This is a genomic window from Salinirussus salinus (assembly GCF_009831455.1).
GTDB classification, from domain to species: Archaea; Halobacteriota; Halobacteria; order Halobacteriales; family Haloarculaceae; genus Salinirussus; species Salinirussus salinus.
In genome coordinates this window covers 504,658-519,133 of record NZ_WOWO01000001.1, presented here as the reverse complement: position 1 = coordinate 519,133, position 14,476 = coordinate 504,658, and the positions used below count along the sequence as shown (strand labels likewise).

Here is a 14,476-nt window from a genome sequence, read left to right as displayed (position 1 = left end):
TGGTCCGTGCGGGAGGGGGCAACCGGCCGACCGTGGTCAGCCCAGCGCCTCGACGTCGACCCGGCCGGCGTAGGTCCGGAGAGCAACGGCACCGACGACCGCGAGCGCGAGGAAGCCGGCGACGTGAGCGAACGTGCTGGGGGTGGCGCTCCCGACGGCCAGCCGGGCGACGGTCGCCGCGGGGTGCTCGGGGAGCAGTGCCGCGGCCCCGAAGACCAGCAGGGCAACGACCGAGTACAGCAGCTGTGCCTTGCGGCGGTCCCGGGTCACCAGCCCCAGCCCCAGCCCCAGTGCGACGAGGACAGTCGCGATAGCGGCCACCATCGCCAGCAGGGCCAGCGGGCTCCCGACGGTGATCCCGTTGACCCCCAGCAGGAGCAGCCAGGCCCCGGCCTGGACCGGCGCGAGCAGTATCATCGCGGCGGCTTTCGCGTCCACGATGTCGGTCAGCGAGACCGGCGCGACCCGGAGCAGCTCGAGGGTCCCGCGCTCGAACTCCTCGGTGAGGGTGTCGACGGCCACGGAGCCGCTGATGAAGGGCGGCAAAAAGAGCAACAGGGGGACGAGAACGGTGTAGGTAAAGCCGAAGTAGGGGCTGGCGTCGGCTTCCTCCGGCAGGTCGAGCGGCCGGAACTGGAGGTGGTCGACCCGGTCGGTCCGCTCGTCGCGCTCGAGCTGGGTCAGGACCGACCGGAGCTGGACGACCACGAGCGTCGTCCGGACGTTGCCGTCGGGGACGGTGGCCGTGACCGCAATCCGCCTGCCGTCCCCGGCGTCCGTGTATTCGGCGACCAGGACTGCGTCGAGCCGGCCGCCCTGGAACTGCGAGCGGGCTGTCTCGGGGTCGGCGTACGTCGAGGTCGCGACCCCCTCGACCTCGCTGGCGGCGGCCACCAGCTCCTCCCGGGCCTCGCCGCTGACCCCGACGTCGACCCCGCCGCCCTGGACGGAGCCGGGGTCGTACAGCGAGGTGAGACCCACGACCAGAAACGAGGAGAAGGCGGCGATAAAGAGCTGGATCAAGAGTGCAAGGACGATGGTCTTCTCGCTGCGCAGCGAGGCCAGGTCCCGCCTCGCGATGGTCGCCCGCGGCGAGGAGAGCAGGTCAGACACGGCCGACCACCGCCCCGAAGATAGCGAGATTGTAGGCGAGGTGGACCGCGATGGCGACCGCGAGCGCAGCGGCGTAGGCCCGGCGGCTCCGGCTCGCACCGGCCGCCGAGATGGCTGCGGTGACGACGTGTAACAGCAGCGGGAGGGCGAGGGAGGCGACGAGCAACACGACGGGGTCGGCGCCCTGGATCAGGCCGGTCCTCAGGGCCGCCTCGCCGGTGGGGACCGCGTCGAGGCCGACCGCCTGCGCGATGGCCGTCAGCTTCTCCGCCAGGAAGAAGCCGACGCCGCTGATGGCGCCGACGAGCAGGCCCGCCCGCGCGGTCCGCTCGAAGCGCCCGTGTTCGAAGCTGGCGTAGACGTGGAGGCTCTTCGCCACCTCCTCGATGACCGCGACGGCAACGAGCACCAGCGGGATGGAGAGTTCGCCGAGCGCGAACAGGAAGGCGACCGCGAGCAGTTCGAGCACGAAGACGAAGGGGATCAGGAGGGCGGTCAGGGCGCCGACGTGCCAGCGCTTGCGGACGGGGCCGGCCAGCGCGTCGAGCACCTTCAGCGGGACCGACCGCTGGGCGAACATGTCCTCCTCGCGGTAGAGTCCGGCGCCGAGCCCGAACAGAACCGCGGCGGTCAGCAGCGGCGGCAGCGTCGAGAAAGCGAACTCGAGCAGGGAGACCGCCTGGCCCTGGAGGTCCCGCACCACGATGGTCAGCGGCGAGATGAGCGCGACCGGACCGGCATTGGTGAAGACCGCGGGGACGAAGGCGTAGCTCGTCAGCGTGACCGTGGTCGTCACGGTAAGGAAGGTGAGCTCCTTGAACGAGCGGGCGAACATCGCCCCGAGGAAGGTGGCCGCGAGAAAGAGGAGAACGAGCGGCGCGACGGCGAGCACGGAGACGAGCCCGCCGAGCGAGCCGGTCGCGAGGTACGTGAGGCCGACCGCGATGGCCGCCTCCAGCGCCATCGCTCCCAGGAAGTACGGCAGCGTCTTCCCGGCGATGATGTCGAGTCGGGTCACCGGCGAGACGAGCAGCAACTCCCCGCGGCGGTTCAGCCGCTCCGAAAGGAAGGTCGAGCCGTAGGCCTGGATCAGGAAATTGAGGGGGACGACGAAAACGAAGGCGAGCACGAGCGACTCGAAGGGGAAGGGGGGAGCGATGGTCGAGGGGTCGGTCGTGGAACTGCTGCCGGACCCGAGGTTCCCGAGAGCGCCACCCACGCCGCTCGTACCGCCTGCGCCGCTCGCGCCCGAGTTGCCCCCGCCCTCCCCGGGTCCGCCCCCGCCGGAGCCGGAGCTGCCCGCGTCACCACCAGCGTCGCCGTCCCCGCCGCCACCACCGGGTGCGGTACCGCTGCCAGCGTCACCGCTGCCGCCGCCCGCCGTGACCGCGCCGGCGGTCCGGTCCTCGTAGGTCAGGGTGACCGACACCGGGAACGCGGCGGTCGCGTTCTCGCCCTCGCGTTGCAGCTGTGCGTCGTTGTATGCCTCCACGGCGGACCGGAACTCCGCGGCCGCCGCCCGGCCCTTCGCGTCGGGAGCCGGCCGGACCGTCACCGGGTCAGCCCCTGTCACCAGCAGGTCGAGGTCGCCCTCCCGGAGCGCCTCGGGCTCGGGGCCGCGGACCGCGAAGGTGTCGTCGCCCGCGGCGACGGGATGGTAGGGGCTGTCGGGGGCGACCCCGACGCGGTAGATACCGCGGTCGACCGCGACGCCGCTGCCGGCGATGACCGGCGCGAGCGCGCCCAGCAGGAGCAACGCACCGACCGCGACGGCGAGCGTGCGGCGGTCGACCCCGCCGGCGTTTTTCGTCACCTCCCAGCGGGCGATGCGCAACAGCTTGCGCGGGTGCATCAGACCTCCTCGCTCCCCGGGTCCGGTCGGCGCTCCCCGGCCGGCGCGTCACCCCGCCGGTCGGTGTCACTGTGGCTACCGGCGCTGGCCCCGTCCTCGGCGACGTTGAGGAAGACCTCCTCCAGACTCGACTCCTCGGTGCGGATATCCTCGACGCGCCCGCCGGCGGCCTCGGCTGCCTCCCGGATCCCGTCGACGGCGTCCATGCTCCCAACGACGCGGCGGTACCGGCCGTTCTCCCGGACGCTGTCCGGCACCTCGACGCTCGTGTAGACGTGGTACCGTGTCTCCCCGTGCTCGGCCTGCAGTTCCGCGAGGTCGCCGCGGGCGACGATCTCTCCCTCGTTCATGATCGCCACCCGGTCGCAGATCGACTCGACGTGAAAGAGGTTGTGTGCCGAGAAGACGACCGTCTTGCCCTCCTCGGCGAGTTTCTCGGTGAACTCGATGATGTAGTTCGTGGTGAGCGGGTCCAGCCCGCTGGCGGGCTCGTCGTAGATCAGCACGTCGGGGTCGTTGACCAGCGAGCGGGCGATGGCGACCTTCCGTTTCATCCCCTTGGACATGTCGCCGAGCTGGCGCTCGCGGTGGTCCAGGTCGAGTTCGTCCAGCGTTCCGTGGATCCGCTCGGTGGCGATGTCGCGGGGCACGTCGTAGAGGTCGGCGAAAAACCGGAGGTACGACAGGGGCGTCATCTCCTCGTACAGCGGTGACTCCTCGGGCAGAAAGCCGAGCCGGGTACGCATCTCCGTCTCGCCGGCGTCGTAGCCGGCGACGGTGGCGGTCCCGGAGGTGGGTTCGAGCAGGCCTGCGAGCATCTTCAGCGTCGTCGTCTTGCCCGCCCCGTTGGGACCGACGACGCCGAACACCTCGCCGGCCTCGACCGAGAACGTGCTCCCCTCGACGGCGGCGAAGCCGCCGTACTCCTTGCGCAGGTCCCGGGCCTCTATCATCGGTTCCGCGTTACGGCGCCACCGTCCTATGTGTTGGGTCCAGTTATCAGGCCTGAACACGAAGGCAGGGCATGGAACGCCGACGGACGCCCGGCGGGCGCCGGCTCGCGGTCACCCGCGAGGTCGGCGCCGACCGCGAGACAGTCTGGGACCTGCTGACGGACACGGAGCGGTGGCCCGAGTGGGGGCCGTCGGTGCGCGCGGTCGAGTGCGACCGCCGCTACATCCAGGCGGGGACGACCGGTCGCGTCCGCGTGCCGGGCGGTATCTGGCTCCCGTTCGCGGTGGCGACCTGCCGGGACTACCGATGGACCTGGCGCGTCGCGCGCGTGCCGGCCACCGGTCACTTCGTCGAGCCGGCGGAGGGAATCAAAAAGGGCACCTGTCGCGTCGGGTTCGAACTGCCGCTGTACGCCGTCGGCTACGCACCGGTCTGTCGCCGGGCGCTGGACCGGATCGCCGACCTCGCGGAGGGGTGAGGCGGGCGGAGCCGGACGTCAGGCTTCCAGTCGTACGTCCTGTACCTTGTGGATGTCCTCGCCGATCCCGGCACCGTCACAGTCCTCGTTGGGACATCGATAGTGCCAGCCGTCGGTCGTGGCCGACCGCTCCGCGAACCGCTCGCCACAGGAGTCACAGATCAGCTGGCCCTCCGAGCAGGTGTCCCGGTGGAGTTCGAGTTCGAGCTCGGAGCTGAACGTCCGCTTGCAGTCGCGACAGGTATGAGTCATAACATGATCTCCTCGCGCATCTCATAAAATCCCATCGGAACGTTCACGCAGTGCGATCCGGCCGGAGTAGGCCGCTCGACCCTGAAACCTACGGGGTAGTCGTGTGAGATACTGTCACAAAAGAGGCGTTCGCGACCGGCCAGTCACAGCGACCTGACAGCCTCCGGGTGACGGAGGCGGGGTCGCGGCTACAGCAGGTCCTCGACGTGGTCGGCCACTTCTTCGGGCGTGTCGCCCACGGGAACGCCGTTGTTCTCGAGTGCGGTGATCTTCGAGTCCGCCGTGCCGGTGCCGGAGCCGGAGACGATGGCGCCGGCGTGGCCCATCCGCTTGCCCGGCGGCGCGGTGCGGCCGGCGATGAAGCCCGCGACCGGCGTGTCCATGTGCTCGCCGATGAAGCGGGCCGCTTCCTCCTCGTCCTCGCCGCCGATCTCCCCGCACATCACGACCGCGTGCGTGTCGGGGTCGGCCTCGAAGAGTTCGAGGGCGCCGATGAAGTCGGTGCCGATGATCGGGTCGCCGCCGATGCCGATGGCGGTCGACTGGCCGAGCCCGCGGTCGGTGAGGTTGTCCACAACCTGATATGTGAGGGTGCCGGAGCGGGAGACTAAGCCGACGTTACCCGAGGAGAAGATGTTGCCCGGCAGGATCCCCAGCTTGGACTCGCCGGGCGTGATGACGCCGGGGCAGTTCGGGCCGACCATGTGGGCGTCGGTCTCCCGGAGCTTCCGGTAGACGCGACTCATGTCCTGGGTCGGGATCCCCTCGGTGATCGTCACCACCAGGTCGACCGGCGAGTCGAGCGCCTCGAAGCAGGCGTCCCCGGCGAAGGCCGGCGGGACGAAGACCACGGAGGCGTCGGCGTCCTCCTCGCGGGCGGCCTCGTGGACGGTGTCGTAGACGGGGACGCCCGCGACCTCCTGGCCGCCACGTCCCGGGACCGCGCCCGCGACGACGTTGGTGCCGTACTCGAGCATCTGCTCGGTGTGGAACTTCCCCTCACCGCCCGTGATGCCCTGGACCACGACACGGGTCTCGGAGTCGACGAGCACGCTCATGCGAACCACCCCCCGGTGGCGAGCCGAGCACCGCGAGGCGAGCCACGCCGGGCGCGCCCGGCGGTGGTGAGCATGAGGTTGTCAGTCCCAGCCGAGCGAGCACGGCGAGCGACGGACGGTCTGACAGAACTCATTCTTCCACCTCCTCGTCGGCGGCCGCGACGGCGGCCTGGACGGCTGCTTCCAGTGTCTCCTCTACCTGCACGAGGTCAGTGTTGAGTATCTCCATGCCTTCCTCCGAGCGGGTCCCCGCGAGCCGGACGATCACCGGCTTGGGGATCTCCTCGAACTGTTCGAGCGCGCTGTTGATCCCGTTCGCGACTTCGTCGCCGCGGGTGATGCCGCCGAAGATGTTGAACACGACGGCGTCGACGTTCCCGTCGGAGAAGACCATGTCGAGCGCGTTGGCGACCCGCTCGGCCTGAGCGCCGCCGCCGATGTCGAGGAAGTTGGCGGGTTCGCCGCCGTAGTAGTCCACCAGGTCAAGCGTCGTCATCACGAGGCCGGCGCCGTTGCCGATGATGCCGACGTTGCCCGAGAGCCGGACGTAGTCGAAGCCGTACTCGTTGGCCTTGGCCTCGAGGTCGTCCTCCGCAGCTTCCTCCTCCATCTCCGCGAGGTCGGGCTGGCGAAAGAGGGCGTCGTCGTCGATGTTCATCACGGCGTCGGCGGCGATGACCTCGTCGTCGGCGGTGACCATCAGCGGGTTGATCTCCGCGTCGGCGCCGTCCTTCTCGTCCCAGAGCTCGTACAGCGTCTGGAGGACGCCCGCCACGTCGTTTGCCACCTCGCGGTCGACGCCGGCGTCGTAGACCGCCTTGCGGGCCTGAAACGGATGCATCCCGAAGGCGGGGTCGATATGCTCGCGGGCGATGGCGTCGGGGTCCTCGGCCGCGACTTCCTCGATGTTGACGCCGCCGCGGGTCGAGACCATCGCCACGGGCTCGCCCTCGCCCCGGTCCATCGTCACGCCCACGTAGAGTTCGTTCGTGAAGTCGACGGCTTCCTCGACGAGGACGCGGTCGACGTGGTAGCCCTTGAGGTCCATCCCCAGGATCGCGTCGGCGGCCTCGCGGGCCTCCTCGTCGCTCTCGACGAGTTTGATCCCGCCGGCCTTCCCGCGGCCGCCGACCTGTACCTGCGCCTTGATCGCGACCGGATAGCCGATCTCCCCCGCCGCGTCGACCGCCTCGTCGACGGTCGTCGCCAGCGCCGAGGACGGCGTCGGGATCCCGGCGTCCGCGAACACCTCCTTCGCCTGATACTCGTGCAGTTTCATGTCGGACTCTCCCGGTAGTTCCACCGAAGCCGTGTTAGGAGTATCGAAATGCGGGTCGGTACCACGAGGCTGCCGTCAGTCCACTCCGGGCACCGCGGCGCCGGCGCCGGCTGCCCGACACCGCAGGACGGCGACGCCCCGGAGTCCGGGGTCAGCCGTCCGATCGGTGGGAGGCGACGACCGTCTCCCAGGAGACGGCACCGTCCTCCACGATGGTAGCCGGTGCGAGTGCCTCCGAGTTCAGCGCCGCCAGGGAACTCGGGACGTTCGGGTCCAGGCCGCCCAGCACCGACGGCAGCTCGTTCGCGCCGGGCGGGGGCCGGCCGGTGTTTTCGACGTTCGGGTCGGGGACCCCCTCTCCATCGGAGACGACGACCCGGAACACCATCCCGAAGGGGTCGTGTGGCGGACAGTAACAGTCGTAGACCCCCGGCGTCGAGAAGCAAAACAGCCAGTAGCCACCGACGGGAATCAGCGGCGAGGCGAACGGTCCGACCCCGTCGGGGACCCGGTTCTGCCGGCCGTGGCGTGCGTGGTAGGGAGCGACGCCGTGGTCGGGCGTCTCGGCGCTGAACAGCACTACCGAGCCGGGCTCGACGTGGAGTCCGGCGGGCTCGAAGTGGAAGCCGACGGTGCCTGCGAGCAGTCGGGCGACTCCCTCGACGGTGACCCCCGTGGTGCTTCCGTCGGGCTGTTCGACCTCGAGCTCCGTCCTCGGATTGTGGAGGTTTCCCGGCGTGACCTCGCCGTCGGCCACGTCCTCGTTGATGCTGTTGAGTGTCTCCACCGAGAGCAGTTCCTGTTCGACGACCGCGAAGAGGAGGCCGGGCAGGTCGATGTGGAGTTCGACCTCGTAGTCCGGCGTCGGTGAGATGTCCTCGAAGCAGTCCGGGCCAGCGTCCCCGCCACAGGGGTTCGGGCCGGCAGAGGGCTTGCCGAACAGCGGGTCGAGCGCCGCCGGGGAGTCCGACGTCTTCCCGCCCTCCCCGCCGTCAGGTGGTCCGTGCCCAGGCGTCCCCTCCCCTGGCGTATCCTCCGACGGCCTGGACTGGGCGGCGACGCCGGTCGTCCCGAGCAGTGCCGCGGAGGCGCCCGCTGCTTTCAGAACGGTTCGACGCGCGACGCGGGCGTCAGTCTCCGGCCAGTCGTCGGTCGATGACTGGTCATGGGGATCTGTCATCCCACCTCGAACGTCACCGGACGGGCGCAAAGCCGTTCTTTCCACTGAGATATCACTTTGTGGAGGTATGATTGTGACACGGTTGACGGCCGGCAGTACCGTTTTGGGGCGCCGGCGCCCACTGTCGTGTATGAGCCACCTGACGGAATCGCTCGCGGCGGCCATCGCGGAGGCCGACCACGTCGCCGCGCTCACGGGCGCGGGCGTGAGCACCGCCTCCGGTATCCCCTCCTTTCGCGGCGAGGACGGCATCTGGAAGACGGAGTTCGACCCCGCGGACTTTCACTACTCGCGGTTCCAGGCCGACCCCGGCGGCTTCTGGGCGGAACGGCTCGAACTCTCCGAGCGGATGTTCCCCGACGACGTCGCGCCCAACGCCGCCCACGAGGCGCTCGCGGAGCTCGAAGAGGCGGGGCAGCTCGACGCCGTCATCACCCAGAACACCGACGGACTCCACCAGACGGCGGGCTCGGAGTCGGTCATCGAACTCCACGGCAACAGCCGCCGGGTCGCCTGCCAGGACTGTGGCACCCGGCTGGACGCCGACCCCGTCGAGCAGCGCGCCCGCGAGGGGGAGCTCCCCCCCGAGTGTTCCTGTGGCGGTGTCTTCAAGCCCGACACCGTACTCTTCGGCGAGCAGCTCCCGACTGGCGCGCTCCAGCAGGCCCGCCGGCACGCCCGTGAGGCCGACGTCTTCCTGGCGGTCGGTTCCTCGCTGAAGGTCGAGCCCGCGGCCTCGCTGCCCCGCGTGGCGGCGCGGGAGGGGGCGCGACTCTCGCTCGTGAATCTGGAGGAGACGCCGGTGACCGGCCAGGCCGACGACGACATCCGCGCGGACGTGACGGAGGCCCTGCCGGAGGTCGCCGCTACAGTTCGACGCCGCTCGGGATGAGGCTGTGCTGGCGCAGGAGGCTGCCCTCCTCGTCGTAGACCAGGAAGGTTCCCTTCTCGTAGACGACCGTCTCGTCGGCCGGCCGCTCGATCCGGACGGCGTAGGTGTCCTCGGCGTCGCGGGCCGCGCTGACGACCTCGAGCAGCCCGGCCGCCTCCGCGTTGACTTCGAGCAGATACTCCCCGGTGAGGCGTCGCGTCAGGCTGAGTACACCGGTCGTGTCGGGGTCGTCGACCGGGCCCTGGAGCCGGAGGACGACATCGACGTCCTCGGCGGGGGGGACGCCGTCGTCCGCGAGCCGCTCGGCGAGGGTTCCCGCCGGGCCGTCGAAGGTGATGGCCACGGCTGGCGGGTCGCGCGCTGGGTCTGTCTCGACAGTGAAGTGGTCACGCCTCATCCGATACCGGTACGTACGTCGCCCGCGGGCAAGAACGTAACGCCGGTCGACGTCGACCGCGGTCGGTGCTCCCGGACGCGAAGCCGACAGCTTTTATCGCCCGCCGGTCGCCCGGGATGGTATGTGGGCACGCTCGGAGTACGCCGGCGAACTCGCCGTGCTGGCGACGTGGCTGTGTGCGCTGTTGCCCTGGTCGGTGACGCTGTTCTCCCCGCAGGGGCTCACCGCGCTCACCTTCCGCTTTCTCCCGCTTCGCCTGCTGTACATCCTCGGGACCGAGCTCCCCGGCGAGCGTCCCCTCCTCTTTGTCTGGCAGGTCCCCGGCTTCGTCGCCACCCCCGGGGAGACGCTGGCCGCGACGGCGTGGCTGGCCGGCAGCGCCGCCTTCCTCGTCCCGCTGGGACTGAGCGTCGTCTACTACCTCCGCGATGACCGGCTCGAGCGGCGGTTCACGCCGCGGCTGACCTTCGGCCTGGTCGCCGCGAGTGCCGTGCTCGTCCTCGCTGCGGCGCTGGCTGCGGGGCTGTCCGGCGACCTCCTGGTCCTGCTGGCGGCAGCGACAGTCGCCCCGCTCGCGGCCGGGCTGGCCGACCACCGCCTGCACCGGGACGAGGGTCGCGGCCGAACGTACGGCGACCCGGTCCGTGCGCTCGGCCTGCTGTTGCTCGTGGCGGGGTTGGCTCTGCTGGTCCCGCTCTGGCAGCACTGGCAGGCGACGGCGGGGACGACTGTCCCGGTCGGGATACTCTTCCAGCTTGGTCTGGGGGCCATCCTGGTACGGATCGAGCGGGTCTGACTCCGCGGCGACGGCGAGCCGTCCGGACCGCCCTGTGGCGGGCAGGCAGTATAAGTAGCTGGCCGAGTAACCGGTTCCTACTGCGGCGAAAAACGATGGCACAGGGCACAGCGAACGGGGACGGGCCGCTCGACGGGATCCGCGACTGGCTCGCACAGACCGCCCGGGTGTTGAGCGGGTCGACGATGACAGTCACCGAGTACGACCCGAAACGCCACGGCCGGCTGGTCTCCTTCGACGGGCTGGAGGGCTACGAGGAACTCGACCGCTACTGGCTGAACGCCCCCTTCGCCTTCGTCTCGGTCAACTACGACCCCGAGGAGAGCGAACACTACTACCACGTCGTCGAGCCGGCGCTGTCCGACCTGGAGCGTCGGCTGCTCGACCGGCTGTTCGACGAGGTCCGCGACCCGCTTCTGTACCGGGAGGACGTCGCCGAGGACTCCGAAGCCGCGCTCCGGGAGGAGCTCCACGAGCGCCTCGAGGAGTACGGCGTCAGCGTCCCCGAGGAGTCCTTCTACCGGCTGTTTTACTACCTGTACCGTGACTTCCAGGGGTACGGCCGGCTCGACCCGCTGATGCACGACCCCCACATCGAGGACATCTCCTGTGACGGGCCGGGCCTGCCGGTCTTTATTTACCACGACGAGTACACCGACGTCGAGACCAGCGTCACCTACGGGCGCGGGGAGCTGGACAACTTCGTGGTCCAGCTCGCCCAGCGGTCGGGCCGGCACATCTCGGTTTCGGACCCGGTCGTCTCGACGACGCTGCCCGACGGCTCCCGCATCGAACTGGCGCTCGGCGAGGAGGTCACCCCGAAGGGGTCTGCGTTCACCATCCGGAAGTACGCCGAGGAACCCTTCACCCCGGTGGACCTGCTCGAGTACGGCACCTTCAGCGTCCGGATGCTGGCCTACCTCTGGCTGGCCATCGAGCACAACAAGTCGCTGATCTTCGCCGGCGGGACCGCAGCCGGCAAGACCACGTCGATGAACGCGGTGTCGATGTTCATCCCGCCGCGGGCGAAGGTGCTGACCATCGAGGACACCCGCGAGCTGTCGCTGTACCACGACAACTGGCTGTCCTCGGTGACCCGCGAGCGGGTCGGCGAGGGCGACATCACGATGTACGACCTGCTGCGGTCGGCGCTGCGGCATCGCCCGGAGTACATCATCGTCGGCGAGGTCCGCGGCGAGGAGGCGATCACCCTCTTCCAGGCGATGAACACCGGCCACACCACGTTCTCGACGCTGCACGCCGACTCGGTCCAGACCGTCATCAACCGTCTGGAGAACGAGCCGATCAACGTCCCCCGGCCGATGGTCTCCTCGCTCGATATCCTCTGTGTGCAGGTGCTCGGGCGCACGGGCGGGGAACGGGTCCGGCGCGCCAAGACCCTCGCGGAGATCGAGGGGATCGACCAGCGCACCGGCGAACTCGACTACTCCAACACCTACAACTGGGACGCCACCGCCGACAGCTTCTCGGAGTCTAACTCCGGGCTCATGGACGAGATCCGCGAGGAGAACGGCTGGAGCGAGTCCGAACTGCTCGGGGAGCTGAAAAACCGGCGGCGCTTTCTCCGGTATCTCCAGCGCGAGGGGATCACCGACTACCGCCGGTTCACCGCCATGGTCAACAAGTACTACGCCGACCGTGAGGAGGTGCTCGCGCGGATCGACCGCGCCGACCTCGAAGACTCCGGGGCCGGCGCCGTGGACATCCAGAGCAAGGGATGAGTCTCGTCGACCTCCTGGGGCTGGTGGTCGTCGCCCTCGTGGCGGCCGCGTACGCCGGGTCGAAGGTCAGCCCCCGGGTCGACCGTGTCGTGGCCCGGCTCGCCCGCGTGCTCTTCGGCCGGGTGCTCTCCGAACACCCAGAGCGCAAGCGGGTCATCGAGTCCGCCTACATCGGTCAGTCCTACCGGACCTACGCCGCCAAGACGTACCTGTTCGTGGTGCTCGGCTTCGTCGGCGGCGGGCTGGGGACCGCCTACGCCGTCGCCGGCCTGCTCCTGGTCGTCGAGCCCGTCATCCGGAAGCTGGCGGAGCTTCCGAACGCCATCGCCGGGACGCTCGGCTTCTCCAAGAGTTTCGAACTGGTCGTCTCGCCGGAGCTGTACTGGGGGCTGCTCGGCGGCGGCTTCGTGGTCGGGGGCGTCGCCGTCGCGGCCGGGGCCTACGTCTTCCGGTGGAAGCTCCCCGAGAGCGACGCCGAGGTCCGCCGCCGGAGCATCGAGGAGGGGCTGCCGCGGACGACCGCGTTCATGTACGCGCTCTCGCGGGGCGGGATGGAGACGCCGGAAGTGTTGCGGATCCTCGGGGAGAACGGCGAGGTGTACGGCGAGTCCGCCCGCGAGATGCGGATCGTCGTCCGCGAGATGGAGCTGTTCGGCCGCGACATGGTCTCGGCGCTGCGGCGGATGGGGCGGCGAACGCCCAGCGAGCAGTTCAAGACCTTCACCGAGAACTTCGCGAGCGTCCTCCAGAGCGGGAGCGACCGCGCCGAGTTCCTCCGGGAGTCATACGAGCGCTTTCGCGAGGAGTCCGAGCAGCGCCAGGAGGAGGTGCTGGAGTTCCTGGCGACCGTCGCCGAGGGGTACGTCACGGTACTCGTCGCCGGTGTGCTCTTTTTCATCACCATCCTGCTCGTGTTCGGGCTGACGACCACCGACACGCTTCCCTTCCTCCAGATGGTCGCGTACCTGCTGATCCCGCTTGCCAACGCCGGCTTCGCGGTCTTCCTGTCCTCGAAACTGGAGACGCTCGGCATCGCACGAGGGACCGGCAGCGAGGTGCTCGACCGGATGCCCGTCGACACCCCCGTCCGGGCCTCGCCACGCGCCGAGCGGCGGGCGACCGACGGCGGCGTCGCCGCCGACGGCGACAACGAGTGGGTGCTGGCGTGGCACGACCGCGTCACCCGCGTCAAGAGCGCGGTCCGGCGCCCGTTCCGGACGGCGCTGTCGGACCCGACGACGGTGCTGTACGTCGCGGTACCGCTCGCGGGCGCGCTCTTTCTGGTCCGGCTGCCGGGCGCGCTGACCGGCACCGGGGTCAACCTCTGGGTGCTGGACGACCTTCTCGTGCAGTCGGCGCTCGTCGTCCTCGTCAGCTACGGGGTGGTGCGGGAGGTGTACAAGCGCCGGATCGACCGGATCGAGGCGGCGATGCCGGAGCTGCTCGAGCGGCTGGCCAGCCTCAACGAGGCCGGCATGACGCTTGTCAAGAGCCTCGACCGGGTCCGCGGGAGCGACCTGGGCGTGCTCACACCCGAAGTCGAGCGGGTCTGGCGGGACATCGAGTACGGCTCGAACGTCGACGACGCGCTGGTCCGGCTCGGCCGCCGGGTGCGGACCACGGCGGTCACCCGGGTGGTCGTCCTGCTGAACAACGCGATGCGAGCCAGCGGCGACCTGGGGGACGTCCTCCGGATCGCCTCCGAGCAGGCGCGGGCGGACCTGGACCTGCGACGCCAGCGCCGCCAGCAGATGCTCACCTATCTGGTCGTCATCTACATCGCCTTCCTGGTCTTTCTGGTCATCATCATCGCGGTCAACCAGGTGCTGGTACCGAGTCTGCCCGAGGCCGTGCCGACGCCCAGCGCCGACCAGACCAGCCGGCTGGGGGTCAACGTCGACGCGTTCACCCGCTTTGGCCGGGTCGACAAGGCCGCCTACACGCTGGTCTTCTTCCACACCGCCCTGGTCCAGGCGGTCTGCTCGGGCTTTATCGCCGGTCAGCTCGGCAACGGCTCGCTGCGGGACGGGACGAAACACGCCGCCGCGATGCTGGGACTCGCATACCTGGTCTTCGTGCTCGTCTCCGCGCCGGTGGCATCCGTCGCGGCCGGCGGCGTCACCGTCTCCGGGTCCGGCGAGTCGGTCACCATCGACGCCGCGACCAGCTCCGAAGGCGGCTTCATCGTCGTCCGGGAGGGAACCGTCAACGGGACTGTCCTCGGCGTCAGCGAGTACATCGAGCCCGGAGCACAGGAGGACGTGACGATACCGTTGCGTCGTCCGGTCGCGGACGGGGCGGAGATCCACGTCGCGACCCACCTGGATACCAACGACAACCGCGCCTACGACTTCCGGGGCCCCTACCACCCCTCGGGCTCGCAGGTCGACCGCCCGTACCCGACTCTGTCTAACGAGGGGTCTCCCGGCGCCGTGATAACGGTCAACGGCACCGCCGGGTAGCCGAGGGCTGGCGGCCGGCCC

The 14,476-nt window shown here is 69.9% G+C and carries 13 protein-coding genes; 5 read left to right on the top strand and 8 right to left on the bottom strand.

Annotation, left to right across the window (positions count from 1 at the left end):
- Window positions 1–36: 36 nt before the first annotated feature.
- From GN153_RS02580 to GN153_RS02570, 3 genes are read right to left on the bottom strand one after another with little or no spacing between them, the layout of a single operon-like run.
- Window positions 37–1,113, bottom strand: a complete 1,077-nt coding sequence (locus tag GN153_RS02580) for an ABC transporter permease (protein ID WP_236544739.1) — start codon at window positions 1,111–1,113, stop codon at window positions 37–39.
- Window positions 1,106–2,965, bottom strand: coding sequence for a PrsW family intramembrane metalloprotease (locus GN153_RS02575; protein ID WP_159899465.1), 1,860 nt, complete (start codon window positions 2,963–2,965; stop codon window positions 1,106–1,108). The genes GN153_RS02580 and GN153_RS02575 overlap by 8 nt, the downstream gene beginning before the upstream one ends.
- On the bottom strand, window positions 2,965–3,918 hold the full coding sequence (locus tag GN153_RS02570) for an ABC transporter ATP-binding protein (protein WP_159899463.1): 954 nt from the start codon (window positions 3,916–3,918) through the stop codon (window positions 2,965–2,967). Before GN153_RS02570 ends, GN153_RS02575 begins: the two co-directional genes overlap by 1 nt.
- 71 nt (window positions 3,919–3,989) lie before the next feature.
- Here GN153_RS02570 and GN153_RS02565 point away from each other — a divergent pair, with 71 nt between their 5' ends.
- Window positions 3,990–4,397 (top strand): SRPBCC family protein, encoded by a 408-nt coding sequence (locus GN153_RS02565; protein WP_159899461.1) that lies wholly within the window; start codon window positions 3,990–3,992, stop codon window positions 4,395–4,397.
- An 18-nt stretch (window positions 4,398–4,415) separates the two neighbouring features.
- Here the strand turns inward: GN153_RS02565 and GN153_RS02560 are convergent, their stop codons facing one another.
- From GN153_RS02560 to GN153_RS02545, 4 genes are all read right to left on the bottom strand, one after another.
- On the bottom strand, window positions 4,416–4,649 hold the full coding sequence (locus GN153_RS02560; protein WP_159899459.1) for an HVO_2901 family zinc finger protein: 234 nt from the start codon (window positions 4,647–4,649) through the stop codon (window positions 4,416–4,418).
- Window positions 4,650–4,837: 188 nt separating this feature from the next.
- Window positions 4,838–5,707: a succinate--CoA ligase subunit alpha gene (sucD, locus tag GN153_RS02555; protein ID WP_159899457.1), complete on the bottom strand. Its 870-nt coding sequence runs from the start codon at window positions 5,705–5,707 to the stop codon at window positions 4,838–4,840.
- Between the two features lie 130 nt (window positions 5,708–5,837).
- On the bottom strand, window positions 5,838–6,986 hold the full coding sequence (sucC, locus tag GN153_RS02550) for an ADP-forming succinate--CoA ligase subunit beta (RefSeq protein WP_159899455.1): 1,149 nt from the start codon (window positions 6,984–6,986) through the stop codon (window positions 5,838–5,840).
- 151 nt (window positions 6,987–7,137) lie between these two features.
- Window positions 7,138–8,166: a cupredoxin domain-containing protein gene (locus GN153_RS02545; protein WP_159899453.1), complete on the bottom strand. Its 1,029-nt coding sequence runs from the start codon at window positions 8,164–8,166 to the stop codon at window positions 7,138–7,140.
- Window positions 8,167–8,296: 130 nt separating this feature from the next.
- On the opposite strand from GN153_RS02545, the gene GN153_RS02540 reads away from it, so the two are divergent.
- Entirely contained in the window at window positions 8,297–9,058 is a 762-nt protein-coding gene (locus GN153_RS02540) for an SIR2 family NAD-dependent protein deacylase (RefSeq protein WP_159899451.1), read from the top strand.
- On the opposite strand, the gene GN153_RS02535 is transcribed toward GN153_RS02540, so the two are convergent.
- Window positions 9,033–9,455, bottom strand: a complete 423-nt coding sequence (locus tag GN153_RS02535; protein WP_159899449.1) for a DUF5793 family protein — start codon at window positions 9,453–9,455, stop codon at window positions 9,033–9,035. The genes GN153_RS02540 and GN153_RS02535 overlap by 26 nt on opposite strands.
- Window positions 9,456–9,576: 121 nt before the next feature.
- Here GN153_RS02535 and GN153_RS02530 point away from each other — a divergent pair, with 121 nt between their 5' ends.
- The 3 genes from GN153_RS02530 (at window position 9,577) to GN153_RS02520 (ending at window position 14,455) form a co-directional block, all read left to right on the top strand.
- Window positions 9,577–10,251, top strand: a complete 675-nt coding sequence (locus GN153_RS02530; RefSeq protein ID WP_159899447.1) for a DUF7549 family protein — start codon at window positions 9,577–9,579, stop codon at window positions 10,249–10,251.
- A 95-nt stretch (window positions 10,252–10,346) separates the two neighbouring features.
- The gene (locus tag GN153_RS02525) at window positions 10,347–11,993 is read left to right on the top strand and encodes a type II/IV secretion system ATPase subunit (RefSeq protein ID WP_159899445.1); all 1,647 of its coding nucleotides are present in this window, start codon (window positions 10,347–10,349) and stop codon (window positions 11,991–11,993) included.
- Window positions 11,990–14,455, top strand: coding sequence for a type II secretion system F family protein (locus GN153_RS02520; RefSeq protein ID WP_159899443.1), 2,466 nt, complete (start codon window positions 11,990–11,992; stop codon window positions 14,453–14,455). Before GN153_RS02525 ends, GN153_RS02520 begins: the two co-directional genes overlap by 4 nt.
- Window positions 14,456–14,476 lie beyond the last annotated feature (21 nt).